This window comes from Achromobacter sp. CF-sbj1-Ac2-l, from assembly GCF_052698165.1.
Genome location: NZ_CP199855.1, coordinates 4,625,922 through 4,641,072, shown reverse-complemented (window position 1 = coordinate 4,641,072; position 15,151 = coordinate 4,625,922). Strand labels below are relative to the sequence as shown.

General features: G+C 68.7%; 15 protein-coding genes. 4 read left to right on the top strand and 11 right to left on the bottom strand.

What is annotated here, in order from left to right; genetic code table 11:
• The first annotated feature begins 78 nt into the window (after positions 1 to 78).
• The gene (locus ACUDCK_RS21190; protein ID WP_175166543.1) at positions 79 to 966 is read left to right on the top strand and encodes a LysR substrate-binding domain-containing protein; all 888 of its coding nucleotides are present in this window, start codon (positions 79 to 81) and stop codon (positions 964 to 966) included.
• Here the strand turns inward: ACUDCK_RS21190 and ACUDCK_RS21185 are convergent.
• The 3 genes from ACUDCK_RS21185 to ACUDCK_RS21175 all read right to left on the bottom strand — a co-directional run bounded on the left by ACUDCK_RS21185 (position 958) and on the right by ACUDCK_RS21175 (position 2,663).
• Positions 958 to 1,353 (bottom strand): YchJ family protein, encoded by a 396-nt coding sequence (locus ACUDCK_RS21185; RefSeq protein WP_054503276.1) that lies wholly within the window; start codon positions 1,351 to 1,353, stop codon positions 958 to 960. The genes ACUDCK_RS21190 and ACUDCK_RS21185 overlap by 9 nt on opposite strands.
• Before the next feature lie 8 nt (positions 1,354 to 1,361).
• On the bottom strand, positions 1,362 to 1,634 hold the full coding sequence (locus tag ACUDCK_RS21180; RefSeq protein ID WP_054503275.1) for a GNAT family N-acetyltransferase: 273 nt from the start codon (positions 1,632 to 1,634) through the stop codon (positions 1,362 to 1,364).
• A gap of 84 nt (positions 1,635 to 1,718) precedes the next feature.
• The gene (locus ACUDCK_RS21175; protein ID WP_054503274.1) at positions 1,719 to 2,663 is read right to left on the bottom strand and encodes a 3-hydroxyacyl-CoA dehydrogenase NAD-binding domain-containing protein; all 945 of its coding nucleotides are present in this window, start codon (positions 2,661 to 2,663) and stop codon (positions 1,719 to 1,721) included.
• 188 nt (positions 2,664 to 2,851) lie between these two features.
• Here ACUDCK_RS21175 and ACUDCK_RS21170 point away from each other — a divergent pair, with 188 nt between their 5' ends.
• Positions 2,852 to 3,484: a hypothetical protein gene (locus ACUDCK_RS21170; RefSeq protein ID WP_175166544.1), complete on the top strand. Its 633-nt coding sequence runs from the start codon at positions 2,852 to 2,854 to the stop codon at positions 3,482 to 3,484.
• Positions 3,485 to 3,497: 13 nt separating this feature from the next.
• Here the strand turns inward: ACUDCK_RS21170 and ACUDCK_RS21165 are convergent, their stop codons facing one another.
• Positions 3,498 to 4,910, bottom strand: a complete 1,413-nt coding sequence (locus ACUDCK_RS21165; RefSeq protein ID WP_144654571.1) for an MFS transporter — start codon at positions 4,908 to 4,910, stop codon at positions 3,498 to 3,500.
• 146 nt (positions 4,911 to 5,056) lie between these two features.
• Between ACUDCK_RS21165 and ACUDCK_RS21160 the strand changes: the two genes are divergently transcribed.
• Together ACUDCK_RS21160 and ACUDCK_RS21155 are read left to right on the top strand one after the other, a co-directional pair.
• A complete protein-coding gene (locus ACUDCK_RS21160) occupies positions 5,057 to 5,923 on the top strand; it encodes a LysR family transcriptional regulator (RefSeq protein ID WP_064523410.1) in 867 nt (288 codons plus the stop codon).
• 116 nt (positions 5,924 to 6,039) lie between these two features.
• Positions 6,040 to 7,443: an amidase family protein gene (locus ACUDCK_RS21155; RefSeq protein ID WP_054503271.1), complete on the top strand. Its 1,404-nt coding sequence runs from the start codon at positions 6,040 to 6,042 to the stop codon at positions 7,441 to 7,443.
• A gap of 79 nt (positions 7,444 to 7,522) precedes the next feature.
• Here the strand turns inward: ACUDCK_RS21155 and ACUDCK_RS21150 are convergent, their stop codons facing one another.
• The 7 genes from ACUDCK_RS21150 to leuS form a co-directional block, all read right to left on the bottom strand.
• Positions 7,523 to 8,044 carry a GNAT family N-acetyltransferase gene (locus ACUDCK_RS21150; RefSeq protein ID WP_054503270.1) on the bottom strand — a complete coding sequence of 174 codons (522 nt, stop codon included), beginning with the start codon at positions 8,042 to 8,044 and terminating at the stop codon, positions 7,523 to 7,525.
• Positions 8,045 to 8,099: 55 nt separating this feature from the next.
• Positions 8,100 to 8,894, bottom strand: coding sequence for a 2-keto-4-pentenoate hydratase (locus ACUDCK_RS21145; protein WP_116792152.1), 795 nt, complete (start codon positions 8,892 to 8,894; stop codon positions 8,100 to 8,102).
• A 5-nt stretch (positions 8,895 to 8,899) separates the two neighbouring features.
• Positions 8,900 to 9,280 (bottom strand): hypothetical protein, encoded by a 381-nt coding sequence (locus ACUDCK_RS21140; protein ID WP_175143968.1) that lies wholly within the window; start codon positions 9,278 to 9,280, stop codon positions 8,900 to 8,902.
• Positions 9,281 to 9,336: 56 nt separating this feature from the next.
• Complete coding sequence (locus tag ACUDCK_RS21135; protein ID WP_054503267.1) at positions 9,337 to 10,617, bottom strand: glutamate-5-semialdehyde dehydrogenase; 1,281 nt, start codon at positions 10,615 to 10,617, stop codon at positions 9,337 to 9,339.
• A gap of 88 nt (positions 10,618 to 10,705) precedes the next feature.
• The gene (gene holA / locus ACUDCK_RS21130) at positions 10,706 to 11,764 is read right to left on the bottom strand and encodes a DNA polymerase III subunit delta (RefSeq protein WP_054503266.1); all 1,059 of its coding nucleotides are present in this window, start codon (positions 11,762 to 11,764) and stop codon (positions 10,706 to 10,708) included.
• Positions 11,765 to 11,767: 3 nt separating this feature from the next.
• Positions 11,768 to 12,430: an LPS-assembly lipoprotein LptE gene (locus tag ACUDCK_RS21125; RefSeq protein ID WP_054503265.1), complete on the bottom strand. Its 663-nt coding sequence runs from the start codon at positions 12,428 to 12,430 to the stop codon at positions 11,768 to 11,770.
• An 11-nt stretch (positions 12,431 to 12,441) separates the two neighbouring features.
• A complete protein-coding gene (gene leuS / locus ACUDCK_RS21120) occupies positions 12,442 to 15,099 on the bottom strand; it encodes a leucine--tRNA ligase (RefSeq protein ID WP_054503264.1) in 2,658 nt (885 codons plus the stop codon).
• Positions 15,100 to 15,151 lie beyond the last annotated feature (52 nt).

The following is a 15,151-nucleotide window of genomic DNA, read 5'->3' as shown; positions in this document are numbered from 1 at the left end:
ATTAATAATTAAACTCCACTCAGTGGAATAATAAATATCCCCGTTCATACCACGCAGTCACACAACCCAGGACACGCCATGCTTGATCTCGAACTGTTGAAGACTCTCGTCTGCGTGGTTGACGAGGGCAGCTTCACGCGCGCTGCCGGACGGGTGCATCGGACCCAGTCAACGGTGAGCCAACAGGTGCGCAAGCTGGAGCAGACGGTCGGCAAGACGCTCTTGCTGCGCGACCGGGCCGGCAACCAGGTGCAGGCCACCGAAGAGGGGGAGCTGATGCTGGCCTATGCGCGCAAGCTGCTGGCAATGGCGGACGAAGCCGAGTTGGTATTGTCGGCGCCGCGTCGGGTGCAGGTGATCCGGCTGGGCATTCCGGAGGATTTTGACGTGGCGCGCCTGACGACGCTGTTGGCCGGCTTCGCCGCCAGCCATCCGGATATCCGCCTGGAGACCGGCAGCGGCATGAGCACGGATCTCAAAGCGGGGCTGGCCGCGGGCGAATTGGACTTGGCGCTGATCAAGCGCGAACCGGGCGACGGGCCGTGCCTGGCGTCATGGCCCGAACGCCTGGCGTGGGTGGGAGACCGGGCGCTACTGAAGGGCTCGGAGCCGGTTCCGCTGGTGCTGTTTCCGCAAGGCTGCATCTATCGCAAGCGGATGATCTACGCGCTGGAAAGCGCCGGGCGGCCCTGGCGCGCGGCGTATCACAGCCAGAGTCTGGCAGGCGTGCAGGCGGCCGTGTCGGCGGGGCTGGGCATCTCGCTGCTGCCGGCGTTTGCCTGTCTGCCGGGGCATGGCCTGCTGGGACAGGCGCAAGGCCTGGCGCCGGCGCCGACCACGGAGCTGGCGATCGTGGGGGATGCGCGAGGCGCGGCCCGCGAGGCCGTGGCAAGCCTGGTCGCGGTGCTCAAGCGGGCCGTTGGCGAGGACGGCGATACGCCGCGCCGCCGGCTGGCGTCAGCTTAGGTCGCCGTCCAGGTAGTACCAGCGTCCGCCTTCGCGCACGAAACGGCTGACCTCGTGCATGCGGCTGGCGCGTCCGGCCAGGCGGCTGCGCGCGACGAATTCGACCGTGGCGTGATCGGCATCCTGTAAGCGCGCCTGCTTGACCGTCAGCCCCAGCCATTTCAGCCCGGGCGGATTGGGGTCGAGCGAAGCCGGCCGGGTGCTGGGATGCCAGGTGTCGAGCAGGTAGGCGAGCCTGTCCAGCACGAAGGCGCTGTAGCGCGAGCGCATCAGGTCTTGCGCGGTAGGGGCCTGCAAGGCCTGCGAGCCCTGGTGCCAGCGGCCGCAACAGGTGGCGTAGGGCTTGGCCGTGCCGCAGGGACAGGCAATCGGGTCTGGCGTGGTCACGATGGCAATCAGGCGAGCAGGTCGTTGTATTCGGGATGGCGGCGCATGTAGACATCGGCGTAGGAGCACTGCGGGCGCACCTTCCAGCCCTGCGCGCGGGCCGTCTCCAGCGCGACGCGGGTCAGTTCGGCGGCGATGCCGCGGCCGCCGACCTGACCCGGCACGCCGGTGTGCGTAATGGTCATCACGCCGTCGCGCAGATGGTAGTCGAGCACGCACAGCACGCCGTCGACGGTGGCGGTGTAGCGCGAGTGCTCGGTATCGTGGATGACGGAAACCATGGGGGCATTCCTGCGTGAATGAGTGGGGAGAGCCTGCGCGGCAGGCTATCGACATAGGATACCAGTGGCGGCAGGCGCTTCTGGTCAGCGCTGCAGGATCTTCAGCAGCGCCGTCAGTTGCGCGTCGCGTGTCTCGACCAGGTCGGCGATGCCGCGCGCGCCCGCCTCGGCGTTGACGCCGTCGATCAGGCGGCGTTGCAGTTCGGGCGTGACCTCGGGCGAGCCGAGGTCGTCCCACCAGGTCTGCACCGGGCCCAGCAGGTGGTCCATGAAATGGGCCAGGCCGCCGGCGCCACCGCCCAGGTTGAAGGTCATGTGGGGCCCGAACAGGGCCCAGCGCAGGCCGGGGCCTTGCGATACGGCGGCGTCGATGTCGGCCACGCTGGCGACGTTGTCGGCGGCCAGGTGGATCGCTTCGCGCCAGAGAGCGGCCTGCAGGCGGTTGGCGATGTGGCCGGGGACCTCTTTGTTCAGGCGGATCGGGTATTTGCCCAACTGGCGGTAGAAGGCGATGCAGCGTTCGATGGTGGCCGCCGAGGTCTGCTTGCCGCCGACCACTTCCACCAGCGGGATCAGGTGCGGCGGATTGAACGGGTGGCCGATGACGAAGCGCGATGCATGCTGGCAACGCGATTGCAGCCGGGTCATGATGAGTCCGGACGAGCTGGAGGCGACGATGGCGTGGGGCGCGAGCAGCGCATCCATGCGCGCGAACAGGTCGGTCTTGAAGTCCTCGCGTTCGGGCGCGTTTTCCTGGACGAAATCGACGCCTTGCAGCGCGGCGGCCAGATCGGGCTCGAAGCGCAGGGCATCGGGCGTGGCGCCGGCGGCGACGCGTCCGAGTTCCGCGAGCACCGGCCAGGCAGCGGCGACGCGCGCGCGCGTCAGCGATTCGGCGTCGGCGGCGGGATCGCAGACCACGACGTCGAGCCCATGCGCGAGGAACAACGCGGCCCAGCTAGCGCCGATGGTGCCAGCGCCGACAATCGCAACGCGGCGGATGGCTGGATGGGGGGACGAGTCGGTCATGCGGCGCTCCGGAGGATGTCGATGGGAGGGCCCATTGTGAAGCAAAGCGGGCGGGGTTGCCACGCGCGGGGTCGGCGGGCAAGATAGCGAGGCCTTGCGTCATCGAGGCCGCTGCGCGGCCTGTTTTTCCGCATCGAGGCTCGGCGCGGGCTGGCCGCGCGTATCCTCACTGCTGATTGGAGAGCTTCATGGAGTCGTCCCGATCCGGCGAACGGCGAGCGGTGCCGTACTTCTGCCAATGGGAATCGGCGCATCGGGCGGGCGAGATCATCCGCAAGGAACTGCGCCTCGAGGATGACCCGGCGTGGCGCGCATCGGGCGCGCGTGACGTTGAGGAATATGCGCGCTGGACCAGCCATGTCTGTGGCATGGCCTGCCTGAAGATGGTGCTGGCCGCCGAGACTGGGCAGGTCCATCCGACGCTGGAACTGGCGCGCCGCAGCCTGCCTTATGGCGCCTATACAGAGAATTCCGAGGGGCACATCAAGGGAATGATCTATGCGCCGTTCGTGCGCTTCGTGGGCGAGCAATTCGGGCTGCGGGCGCAAGTGCGGGTGGACCTGCGCGCGGACGAATTGCCGGCGCTGCTGGGCGACGCGGCTTATTTCATGGCGTCGGTGCATCCGTGGATCCGCTGGCCGGACCGGGAGCCGCCGGCCAAGGGCGGGCACCTGGTGCTGGTGACGCGGGCCACGCCGGAGCATGTGACCTTCCACAATCCTTCCGGCGAGCCTGGCGCGCAGGCCGATGCTTGTGTGCCGATGGCGGCGTTCGATCGCGCGTTCGCCGGGCGTGGCGTCGCGATCCTGCGAGCGGCCTGAGGGCCTCGGGGGCTCAGGCGTTGCGCGCGCGGCGCAGATAGCGCCACACCAGCGCCGCGGCGCCGAGGTAGCCCGCCGCAATGATGGCGTAGGCGGCGGGCAGGCTGGCGTGCCAGTCGGGCAGCAGGTGCAGGACGGTGCCCATCAACGCCACGCCGACCAGCGCGCCCGATTGGCGGTTGGCGTTCAGCGCGGCCGCGGCGCTGTTGGCGTGGTGCTTGCCCGAGACCTGCATCACCACGCTGGTCATGGCGGGCACCGCGATGCCGACGCCGAGGTTGGCCAGCGCCACGATCACCGCGAATGGCCAATAGCGCATGTCGGGCGCGAAGCTGAACAGGCCGACCGCGCTCATTGCGGTGGCCAGGCAGATGCCGCCCAGCAACGCGGCCGAGACGTTCCAGCGCGCCGACAAGCGGCTCGACAGCAGATTGCCGATCGAAAACACGGCCAGCATCGGCACCAACTGGATGCCGGTCTGCAGCGCGTCTGCGCCGCGCGCATGCTGCAGGAACAGGCTGAGCAGGAATAGCTGGCCGTAGGCCGCGAGGTTGATCAGGAAGCCCACGCCGTTGGCGGCCGCGAATTGCGGGGTCTGGAACAGCGGACGCGGCAGGATCGGCTCGGCATGGCGCCGCTCGCGCCGCACCAGCGCCAGCGTGGCCGCCGCACACAAGGCGATCGCGCCCAGGATGGGCGCCGACGACCAGCCGTAGGCGTTGCCCTGTATCAGCGCGAAACACAGCGCGGACAGCGCCACCACGCCGAGCGCGTGGCTCAACGGGTTGAGCGCGCGCGGCCGGCGCGGCGCGGCCTGGATACGGCGCCGCGCCAGCCACAGGCCGGCCAGGCCCAGCGGCAGGTTGATCAGGAAGATGCCGCGCCAGCCGAATTGGTGGATCAGCACGCCCCCCAGCAGGGGGCCCGCGGCGCCGGCCACCGCCACGATGGCCGACCATGCGGCGAGCATGCGGTTGCGCACCTGCTCGTCTTCGTAGGCGTGCGCCAGCAGGCTGAGCGAGCTTGGCATGAACAGCGCCGCGCCCAATCCCTGCAGCATGCGGGCGGCGATCAGCAGGTCGCCGCCGGGCGCGATGCCGCAAAGCAGCGAGGCCAGCGTGAAGACGCCCAGCCCGGCCAGGTAGATGGTCTTGGCGCCATAGCGGTCGGCCAAGGCTCCAGCCACCAGCAGCAGCGCGGCGAAAGTCAGCGTGTAGCCGTCGACGATCCAGACCAGATCGGTGAGCGGCACGGTGAATTGCTGCGCGATGCTGGGCAGGGCGACGTTGACGACGGTGACGTCCAGCATCGCCATGACGAAGCCAATGGCCAGCGTGACGAGGGGCAGCAGGCCGGTGACGGCGGGACGCGGGACGGGATCCGCCGGGGCGGGCGGGAGGGGAGCGGTGGGGCAGGCGGTGCGCATGGCGGGGACTTCCGGGGACTATCCGAGGCGCACAGCTTAGGAGGTTTCCGTGATGCAAAAAATAGGAGAAACTGCTCTATAGTGATGCAAAATTGCATCGCATCGACGAGCTACGCTCTGATGGTTTCCTGAGGGCATTCGCGGCCATGGATTGGGACAACGCGCGCATTTTCCTGGCGATCTACCGCAACGGCACCCTGCGCGGCGCCGCCGCGCTGTTGCAGATTGACCAGGCCACGGCCGGCCGCCGGCTGGCGGCGTTGGAAACCTCGCTGGATGCCCGGCTGTTCCTGCGCACCCCGTCGGGTTACGTGCCGACCGCCGCCGGCGAGCAGGCCTTCGCCGCCGCCGAGCGCATGGAGCAGGCCGCCGACCAACTGCAGCGGCAGATGCAGGGGCTGGATCACCGGTTGTCGGGCGTGGTGCGGGTGGCGACGTCGGAGACGGTCGCCAGCTATTTCATCATGGAGGCGGTGCGCCGCCTGCATCGGCAGCATCCCGATATCCGCATCGCGCTGTCGACTTCAATTCAAATCAGCAACCTGACGCGGCGCGAGGCCGACCTGGCGATCCGCAACGTCAAGCCGGACAACCCCGATCTGATCCTCCGTCACCTGGCCCGCAGGGATGTCGGCTTGTTTGCATCGAAGTCGTATATCGCCGCGCGCGGCGAGCCAAGGCAGGGCACGGCGTTTGCCGGCCACACGCTGGTCACCTATCAGCAATCGGTGCTGCCGGGATGGTCGGATACCTTTTGCGGCGAGCCGACGGGCAATGGCCATATCGCGATGGAAGTGAATTCGGGGCTGATGATCATCGAGGCGGTGGCGGCGGGACTGGGCATCGGCGAATTGCCGGTCCACATGGCGTCGAAATATCCCGACCTGGTGCGGATATGGCCGCATCGCAGCGAACCCTATGACCTGTGGCTGGTGATGCACGGCGACCTGAACCGCACGGCGCGGGTGCGGGCGGTGGCGGACGCCATCGTCGAGGTGTTTGAAGAGGACTGAGACGCGGGCCCTGGCGCAAACCGCAGCTTGTAGCGGCGGGCCGGCGGCGCTAAGGTTGACCGTCCGGCGGCGCTGGCGCGCCGGCTCTGTTCCATGACCTGAACGAGGAGTTCCGCGTGTCCGATCTTTGGCGTTTGTCCGCAGTTGAACTTGCCGCGCGTGTCCGCCGGCGCGAGGTATCCGCGGTCGAGGCCGCGCAAAGCGCGCTGGCGCGCCTGGATGCGGTGAATCCCCGCATCAACGCCGTGGTCGACCATCGCGCCGAAGACGCGCTGGCGCAGGCCGCCCGCGTCGACGCGGCGCTGGCGCGCGGCGAGGATCCCGGCGCGCTGGCAGGCGTGCCGGTGACGGTCAAGGTCAATGTGGACCAGGCGGGCTTTGCCACCACCAACGGCGTGACGCTGCAGAAGGACGTGATAGCCGCCGTCGACAATCCGGTGGTGGCCAACCTGCGCAAGGCCGGCGCGGTGATCGTCGGGCGCACCAACACGCCTGCGTTTTCGTTGCGTTGGTTCACCGGCAATCTGCTGCACGGCGATACGTTGAACCCGCGCAATCCGGCGTTGACGCCCGGTGGATCCTCCGGCGGCGCGGCGTCGGCCGTGGCGGCCGGCATTGGCCATCTGGCGCACGGCACCGACATCGCCGGTTCCATCCGCTATCCCGCCTATGCTTGCGGCGTGCACGGTCTGCGGCCGTCGCTGGGCCGTGTGCCGGCCTACAACGCGTCCCTGCCCGAGCGCACCATCGGCGGGCAGATCACGGCGGTGTCGGGGCCGCTGGGCCGCAGCATCGCCGACTTGCGGCTGGGCCTGGCGGCGATGGCCGCGCCCGATCCGCGTGATCCTTGGTGGGTGCCGGCGCCATTGGAAGGTCCGGCCGCGCCGCGCCGCGCGGCGCTGTGCCTGAACCCGGATGGCATGCAGACCGAGCCCGCGGTGGTCAAGGCCCTGCAGGATGCCGCCCGACGCCTGAGCGAGGCCGGCTGGTCGGTGGATACGGTCGACACCCTGCCGCCATTGCGCGAAGCCGCCGACCTGCAGATCCGCATGTGGATGGCCGACGGCTACGAGGGCATGGTCGAGGCCGCGCGTAAAGAGGGCGACCGCGGCGCGCTGGCGGCGCTGGAAGGCCAGCGCGAGCACGTCGCCGGCATGGATCTGGCGAAATTCTCGGCGGTGCTGACGCGCCGCGCCACGCTGACGCGCCTGTGGGAGCTGTTCCTGGCCGACTATCCGGTGCTGCTGCTGCCGGTGTCGGCGGAACTGCCGTTCGAGGACAACCTGGACTTGCAGGGCGAGGCCGCCTACCGCCGCGTGTGGCGCGCGCAGATGACCCAGATCGGGCTGCCCTTCATGGGCCTGCCGGGGCTGACGGTGGCAATGGGCAGCGCGGGCGGCAGCCCCGTCGGCGTGCAGGTCGTGGCCGGACGTTATCGTGAAGACCTCTGCCTGGCGGCCGGCGAGGTGATCGAAGCGGCCGGGCCCGCGGTCGAGATCGCGGAGCCGGTCGCGCGCTAGGCGCGGCGCGGTCCGATGCCCGGCTGGCTGAAGGGCCGGATCGTGAGGGGAATCACGGTCCGGGCCGGGCAGCGGCGAGTTACCCCGCGTTCGGCCGCCATTCGGCCCGCAGCAGTCCCATCATGCCGGTATCCCAGCGCGCCTCGCCGGCACGGGTGGACGACCGGCGCACGCCTTCGAGCGTGAAGCCCAGCGCCTCGTAGGTGCGGATCGCGGGCGTATTGAACATGTAGACGTTCAGCTCCAGGCGCTCGATGCCGGGCGTGCGGAAGGCCTCGTCGATCATCAGCGCCACCATCGGCCGCGCCAGGCCCTGACCGCGCGCGTCGGGTGCGATGGCGACACGGCCCAGGCGGGCGTTGCCGTCGCGCCATTCGTAGGCCAGTTGGGCGTGGCCCACTGGCGCGCCGTCGCGGCAGGCCATCCAGCAGCGCCGCGAGGGCGGTTGCGACAGGCCCTCGCGCAGCATGGCGTCCATGTCGGCCGCGGTCAGCGGATACGACACATGCGAACCGCCCCATTGCACGACCTCGGGCAGGCTGTTGAACCAGCTGGCGAGCAGCGGATAGTCCGGGGTCGAGAAGGGGCGCAGGGTGAGCATGGAAAGGGCCGCGGCAGTGAACGGCCCCCAGCTTAACCGGCGCGGCTGCGACGTTTCAAGGCGCCTTTGCGCTGTGGCTGAAGCGCACTTTGAGGACGCCGAGATCGCCATAGGCGAGTTCGAGGTCGCGATCGGCCGGTACGTCCAGGAATCCGGCGTACGAGCCGGTGATGACATGCTGGCCCGCGGTCAGGCCCATGCCCTGCTCGCGCAGGAAATTGGCGAGCCAGTAAAGACCGGCCTTGGCGTGGCCGTTGGGATGGATGCCGGCATGTTGTTCGACCTCGGCGGCGTCGACCGACAGCGTGATAGCCATGCTGGCGGGGGCGGCGTCCGGCGAAGCGATGCGCGGTCCGAGCACCAGGCCGGCATTGAACATGTGGTCGGCCAGCAGCTCGGGCAGGCTGGCGTGCTCGGGCGCGGCGTAACGGCAACCCAGCACTTCCAGCGCCAGCCGCGCGCCGCCGATGGCGGCGTCGATCTCGGCGTGGGTGTAGGGCTCGTCGCGCGCGGGCAGGTCATGCGCCAGCTCGAAGGCGATCTCGGGTTCGATGCGGACCACGGGCGTGGCCGTCGGCAGCGTGCCGGCCGGCGCCACGGTCGAGGCATAGATGGGCGCGACCACGGTCTTTTCGGGCGACGGCAGCGCGCTCTTCCAGGCGCCGATACCGTCGCGGCGCGTCTCGCGCAGCAGTCGAGCGGTGCATTGCTGGACGGCGAACGCCTGTCCCAGCGTCTGCGGGCGGCTGGCCGCGGGTAGCCGCGGTCCGGCCACGCCGGAATCACGGGCCGCGATCAGCGCGCGGGCCGCGTCGACGCAGCCGGGATAGTCTTCGATCCGAATCTGCATGCGCGTCAGGCTCCCAGGAACAGCAGGGTCCACAGCACGATCATGGCGATAAGGCCGAGCCAGCACGAGCCCCAGAAACCGACGATCGGCCATTTGAGGGCCAGCGGCGTCTTCTTGGGATCGACGTGGCCCAGCAGGTCATTGGCGTTGCCGATGAGCCAGAAACGGGTGCCGGGGAACATCAGGCGGAAGAAATAATCCAGCATGATGGCGGCCTTGATCGCCAGCGGATAGCGCTCGAAGGGACGATGCTGCAGATAGGGGTGCTTGAGCGCGGCGTTGATCTGCCTGCTCTTGAAGAAGAACAGCACCAGGCCGCTCAGCGAACAGGTGATGAAGCACAGCACGAAAAGGCTGAAGGCCATGGCCATGGCGGGTGAATGCATGGAAATCCCGGTAACGCGCGGTGTGGTCGCGAATAGAAGGTTGTAGGAAAAGGCGGTCAGCCGCGGGTCTGGCCTTCGCCGGTCAGCACCCATTTGAGCGTGGTCAGGCCTTCCAGGCCGACCGGGCCGCGGGCGTGCAGGCGGTTGGTGGAGATGCCGATTTCAGCGCCCAGGCCGTATTCGAAGCCGTCCGCGAAGCAGGTCGGCAGGTTGACGTAGACCGAGCTGGAGTCGACTTCGCGCTGGAAGCGCTGGGCCGATGACAGGTCTTCGGTGACGATCGCGTCGGTGTGGCCGGAGCCCCAGCGGGCAATATGCTCGATGGCGTCGTCGAGCGAGTCGACGATCCGGATCGCCAGGATCGGCCCGAGGTATTCGGTGCCCCAGTCTTCCTCGGTGGCCGGCTTGGCGTGCGGCAGCAGCGCCAGCGTGCGCGGGCAGCCGCGCAGTTCGACGCCGTGTTCGGTCAGCGCGGCCGCCAGGCGCGGCAGGATCGAGACGGCCGCGACGGCGTCGACCAGCAGCGTTTCCATGGCGCCGCAGATGCCGTAGCGGTAGGTCTTGGCGTTGAAGGCGATGGCGTGGGCCTTCTCGGGATCGGCGGCGGCGTCGATGTAGATGTGGCAGTTGCCGTCCAGATGCTTGATGAGCGGCACGCGGGCTTCCTGCGCCAGGCGCGCGATCAGTCCCTTGCCGCCGCGCGGCACGATGACGTCGATGTGCTCGGTCATGGTGATGAGCTTGCCGACCGCGGCGCGATCGGCCGTGGCGACGACCTGCACGGCGTCTTGCGGCAGGCCGGCGGCCGCCAGTCCCTGCTGGACGATGCGGCCCAGCGCCACGTTGGAATGCAGGGCCTCGCTGCCGCCGCGCAGGATGGCGGCGTTGCCGGACTTCAGGCAAAGCGCTGCGGCGTCGATGGTGACGTTGGGGCGCGATTCGTAAATGATGCCGATGACGCCGAGCGGCACGCGCATCTGCGCCACGCGCATGCCGTTGGGGCGCACGCTGGTGGCGGTGACGCTGCCGATCGGGTCGGGCAGGGCGGCGATCTGGCGCAGGCCCTCGGCCATGTGCGCCAGCGTCTTTTCCGAGAGGGTCAGGCGGTCGAGCAGGGCCGGCTCCAGGCCGTTGGCGCGCGCGGCGGCGACATCCTTGGCATTGGCGGCGAGCAGTTCGGCCTGGTTGGCGGCGAGCGCATCGGCCATGGCCAGCAGGGCCTGGTTCTTGGCGGCGCTGTTGGCGCGCATCATGGCGCGCGAAGCCCGGCGCGCATTGTCGCCAAGGGTCAGCATGGCTTGTTCGATGGAGGACGAGGACATGGCGGCGTCGATCATGGTGAGGGGGCGGCCAGGGCGCCGCGTGCGATTGGGATAGTTTATCCGGCCAGGGGCGGGGAGGATCAGGAGGCGGCCGGGGCCGCCTTCACGGTCGGTTGCCGGCAGCGGCGACGCGCAGGGCCAGGCGGGTCATTTCTTCCCAGGGGTCGGACAGCCGACCCGGGACGGACAGCCCCTTGATGAGGCGGTCCACTTCGTGCGCGTGTTGCACCGCGGCGGGCCAGACGTCGGGGCGGACCCGGCCCAGCGCCTGCAGCGCGAGGCGTTCGTGCGCGCCGAAAATGCGCAGGCGGCGCATCAGGCCGTTGGCGTCCTGGCCCAGGCTGCGGGCTTCGGCCACGCGCGCCAGCAGGCGGATTTCCTCGCCCACCGCCCATAGCACCAGCGGCAGGGCTTCGCCCTCGGCGCGCAGGCCGTCGATCATGCGGATGGTGCGGGCGATGTCGCCGGCCAGCATCGCGTCGCGCAGGCCGAATACATCGTAGCGGGCGACGTTGAGCACGGCGCGCTCGACGTCTTCCGGCGCCAACTGGCCCTCGGGATAGAGCAGGCCCAGTTTCTGGATTTCCTGGTGCGCGGCCAGCAGGTTGCCTTCGACCTTGTCGGCCATCCATTGCAGGGTGGCGTTGTCGGTGCGCTGGTTCTGGCGCGCCAGGCGCTGGCCGACCCAGGCGGGGAGACGGCCGCGTTCGATGCTGGGGATGTCGACCGTCGTGCCGGCACGGCCCAGGGCCTGCATCCAGCGGCTTTCGCGGGTGGCCTTGTCCAGGCGCGGCAGCGCCACCAGGATGAGGGTATCCGGGTTGTCTGCCTGCTTTTCGGCCTGTTCGGCCAGGCGCGCCAAGGTATCGGCGCCGGACTTGCCGGGCTTGCCGGTGGGAATCTTGAGTTCGAGGATGCGGCGGTCGCCGAACAGCGACACGCTCTGGGTCGCGGCGATGACCGCGCTCCAGTCGCTGCGCGCGTCCATCACCATCGACAGGCGTTCGGTATAACCGGCGCCGCGCCCGGCGGCGCGCAGCGCATCCACGGCCTCGGTCACCAGGAGGGGCTCGTCACCGGACACCGTATACAGCGGGGCCAGGCGGCTGCCGGCCCGCTGCAGGTGATCGGCCAGGCGATCCGCGTCCAGGACTTGTGCCATCGGTCAGCGCGTGTAGGCAGGGTCGGTGGTGGACGGCGTCTGCCACGGGGTCGGCGTGCGGCGAGGCTGCGGCGCGGTGGGATCGTATAGCGGCGTCTCGCCGTCTTCCGCCCGCTGTTCGCGGTCTTCGAAGGCCTTGCGCACTTCCGGAGCCGTCATGCGGCGGAGCAAGCGCGAAACCAGATCACGCTGCATGGCGAGGTACAGCGTTTCGATCTGCCCTTGCTTGGCCTGGACGATCTGGTCGTCGTACGGCATTTCGCGGTAGATCGACAGGGTCGTGTCCGGGATCAGGGCGCGGCCCTTCGCATCGATCAGGCGGAAGGTGTAGTTGATGCCCAGTTCGTATTCCTCGACACGGCCCTGGGCGTTCAGCGACACCTCGCGCAGGGCGCGCTTGTTGGAGACCTCCTGCAGGATCGCCTGCGCGTCCTTGGGCGAGGTGACCAGCTTGGTGTCGGGCGAGGCCGCGCGCAGCGCGCGGCGCACGTCGGCGCCGAATTGGGTGTTGTCGGCAATGCCGACATACAACGTTTCGAACGGCAGCGGGGTGACCCCGCGCAGCGTGAAGCCGCAAGCCGAGATCAGCATGAACAGCGCCAGGCAGGCGCCGCGCAGCAGCCAGGATTGGCGGGGGGATTGCGTGTGTTGCCCGGCGAAGTACATGCTTGACCTCATCAGCCTACGACGTTGACCAGTTTGCCCGGAACCACGATGACCCGCTTGGGCGGGCGGCCTTCCAGGTAGCGGGCGACTTCATCCTGGGCGGCGGCGAGTTTCTCGATGTCTTCCTTGGCGGCCTTGGCGGCGACGCGGATCGAGCCGCGCAGCTTGCCGTTGACCTGCAGCATCAGTTCGATTTCGTCCGCCACCAGCGCGGCTTCGTCGACGTGCGGCCACGGCGCGTCGAGCAGGTCGCCCAGCTCGTGCGCGTAGCCGAGGTCGCGCCACAGGTGCCAGGTGATGTGCGGCACCACCGGGTACAGCACGCGCAGCAGCACGCCCAGCGTTTCGGCGTAGGCGGCGTCGGCGTGCTTGCCTTCGGGCAGCTTGGCGTCGTCGATGGCGTTGAGCATCTTCATGCACGCCGACACGACGGTGTTGTACTGGATGCGCTGGTAGTCGTAGTCGGCCTGCTTGAGCAGGTTGTAGACCTCGCGGCGCAGATCCTTGACGGCGGCGGGCGCGTCGGTCCAGTCGGCGCCGGCGGCCAGGCCGCGGGCGACGGTGTCGCGCTGCGCGTAGCTGATCGACCACAGGCGGCGCAGGAAGCGGTTCGAGCCTTCGACGCCGGAATCGGACCATTCGAGGGTCTGCTCGGGCGGGCTGGCGAACATCACGAACAGGCGCGCGGTGTCGGCGCCCAGCGTGTCGATCAGCGATTGCGGATCGACGCCGTTGTTCTTGGACTTGGACATCGTGCCGACGCCGCCGTAGGTCACGTCCGAACCGTCGGACTTGAGCTTGGCGCCGATGATGGCGCCGCGCGCGTCGTAGACGTTCTCGACTTCCTCGGGCCAGAAATACTCGATGCCGCCCTGGGCGTTCTTGCGCGAGTAGATGTGGTTCAGCACCATGCCCTGGCACAGCAGCTTGGTGAAGGGCTCGTCGAAGTTGAGCAGGCCCATGTCGCGCATGACCTTGGTCCAGAAGCGCGCGTACAGCAGGTGCAGGACCGCGTGCTCGATGCCGCCGATGTACTGGTCCATCGGCATCCAGTAGTCATTGCGCGCGTCGACCATGGCAGTGTTGTTGCCCGGCGAGGTGTAGCGCATGAAGTACCAGGACGAGTCCACGAAGGTGTCCATCGTGTCCGTCTCGCGGCGCGCCGGCTTGCCGCAACTGGGGCAGGCGCACGACAGGAAGGCTTCGTTCTTGGCCAGCGGGTTGCCGCTGCCGTCCGGGATCAGGTCGTCCGGCAGCACCACCGGCAGGTCCTTTTCGGGGACCGGCACCGGGCCGCAGTCCGCGCAGTGGATGATGGGGATTGGGGTGCCCCAATAGCGCTGGCGCGAGATGCCCCAGTCGCGCAGGCGCCAGGTGGTCTGCTTTTCGCCCAGGCCTTGCGCGCCCAGGTCGGCGGCGATGGCGTCCACGGCTTCCTTGTGCGACAGGCCGTCGTACTTGCCGGAGTTGATGGTGCGGCCGCTCTGCTTGTCGCCGTACCATTCCTGCCAGGCGTCGGTGGAGTAGGCCTTGCCGGCCACGTCCACGACCTGGCGGATCGGCAGGTTGTATTTCCTGGCGAAGGCGAAGTCGCGTTCGTCGTGCGCGGGCACGCCCATCACGGCGCCGTCGCCGTAGGTCATGAGCACGTAGTTGCCGACCCAGACTTCGACCTGGTCGCCGGTGATCGGGTGCGTCACGAACAGGCCGGTGGGCAGGCCTTCCTTTTCACGCGTGGCCAGTTCGGCCTCGGTGGTGCCGCCCAGCTTGCACTGTTCGATGAAGGCGGCCAGGGCCGGGTTCGACTGCGCGGCGTGGGTGGCCAGGGGATGTTCCGGCGCCACGGCGCAGAAGGTCACGCCCATGATGGTGTCGGCGCGGGTGGTGAAGACGTACAGCTTGCCGTCCTGGATCAACTGGCCGTCCTGGCCGGCGATCTGGTGCGGGAAGGCGAAGCGCAGGCCCTCGGACTTGCCGATCCAGTTTTCCTGCATCAGGCGCACGCGCTCGGGCCAGCCGGGCAGGTCGTTCTGCACCGCGCCCAGCAGTTCGTCGGCGTAATCGGTGATGCGCAGGTAGTAGCCGGGGATCTCGCGCTTTTCGACCGGGGCGCCCGAGCGCCAGCCGCGGCCGTCGATGACCTGTTCGTTGGCCAGCACGGTCTGGTCGACCGGGTCCCAGTTCACGACCTGGGTCTTGCGGTAGGCGACGCCCTTTTCGAGCATTTTCAGGAACAGCCACTGGTTCCACTTGTAGTACTCGGGATCGCAGGCGCACATTTCGCGCGACCAGTCGATCGCCAGGCCCATCGCCTTCATCTGCTTCTTCATGTAGGCGATGTTGTCGTAGGTCCACTTGGCGGGCGGCACCTTGGACTTGATGGCGGCGTTCTCGGCCGGCATGCCGAAGGCGTCCCAGCCCATCGGCATCAGCACGTTGTAGCCCCGCATGCGCAACTGGCGCGCCATCATGTCGTTGATGGTGTAGTTGCGCACGTGGCCCATGTGCAGCTTGCCGCTGGGATAGGGCAGCATCGAGCAGGCGTAGAACTTCGGCTTCTCGGAGCCGTCCGGGTTCTTCGCGTGTTCATGGACCAGATAGGCGTCGCGTGCCTGCCAGTCTTGGTGGGCGGCCGCTTCGACGGTAGTGGGGAGGTAACGTTCCTGCATGGGCTCGTGCGCGATGGCGAAAAATGGGTGAACCGCCCCCGCGCGCCAGGCG